Source organism: Okeania sp. SIO2F4, assembly GCF_010672385.1.
Lineage (GTDB): Bacteria > Cyanobacteriota > Cyanobacteriia > Cyanobacteriales > Microcoleaceae > Trichodesmium.
Genome location: NZ_JAAHGT010001458.1, coordinates 1 through 1,227, shown reverse-complemented (window position 1 = coordinate 1,227; position 1,227 = coordinate 1). Strand labels below are relative to the sequence as shown.

At 34.7% G+C, this 1,227-nt stretch carries 1 protein-coding gene; it reads right to left on the bottom strand.

All coding sequences use genetic code 11. The annotated features are described in order from the left end of the window. Positions 1 to 301: 301 nt before the first annotated feature. Positions 302 to 562: a transposase family protein gene (locus tag F6K22_RS41215; RefSeq protein ID WP_293110979.1), complete on the bottom strand. Its 261-nt coding sequence runs from the start codon at positions 560 to 562 to the stop codon at positions 302 to 304. Positions 563 to 1,227: the final 665 nt, after the last annotated feature.

Below are 1,227 nucleotides of genomic sequence, written 5' to 3'. Positions count from 1 at the left end.
TTCGGCTGTCGCCGACATGAAAAACGCGCGTTGTGCGGAACGCTAAACGCCATATCCAATCGACCAAGAGAAGAAAAAAATTTCCTTTTTAACCAATCCTATCCGTTTTTAAGAAGAGGTAATTATTAATTATTAATTATTAATTATTGAACTAAGCCACAAATAGTCATAATTCCTTGTTGATAGTTTTTCGGAATTTAATCTCAATATTTCTTGAGACAGCCTAAATATTTTAATTAATCTAATTATATTTTCAAGAAAAATTCGCATCACTTGCAAATTCTCTATTTTGAGATTTTTATCAGTCTGTTAATTCTCGTTTTTTCGCCTTTTTTCTAGGTATTTTAATCCGCAGTTCTCCACTATAGGCTTTATCTCCACTAAATTTTTGTTGAGTGTCAAATTTTTTCTCACTTTCACGGAAATATTGCACATCACTTTTTTTCCCTGGTTCTCCTGCTGAAATATCTACAATATCTTTACCTTTTGGCAAGACAATGACTTGTCCTTTTTTTTGTATGATTCTTTTTCTTTCCTGAGTAATATTATTTTTGTTTTTCATCTTCTATTCGTCTTTATCTGCCTTGTTCGTACCTATCTAAAATTAATTCAAACTCCGTTAATATTCCTTTAATAATTTCATATTCACTTTGTTTTTTTACCTCTTCTAGGAGGTTTGGTGTTCAATAATTAATAATTAACAATTAATAATTAATAATTACCTATTCTGTAATAGAAGGATTGGTTAAAAGGAATTTTTTTCTTCTCAAGGGGAGATTGGATATGGTTAGGTAACCCATGAATCCCATCCTAGGTCATGCTCCGCTTTCCGACCGCTGTCTTGGTCGATTGGAGGCTAGCGAGGAGACCTCGCCATCCCATCCTGACGGAATGCTCCGCTTTCCGACCGCTTTTTCTCCATGAATGGAGAGGCTTTATACCTTAATTTTTCGGTAATAAATCACAGATAATTGGCTACCAAGAATTAAAGGGATCGTAATTCTGTAGTTTCACTCACTCCAATCGAAGAGAGGCTTGGGACAATTTTGAATGACCCGTACACTGATAAATTGAGGGATGTTATGGAGTACCGTCCTCTTCTAAAAAATGGTTCTTCTTCTCCACCTGTACCGCTTATTGGTCAACCCAAGATTTCTGTTATTAGTGGTCAGGCAAAAATAAATATCCAGGAATGGCAAAGCTACAATAGAATATTTTCTGTGACTA

Bases quoted from the DNA above. Each gene is read 5' to 3' on its own strand.
- F6K22_RS41215 (WP_293110979.1), bottom strand. From the start codon at position 562: ATGAAAAACAAAAATAATATTACTCAGGAAAGAAAAAGAATCATACAA.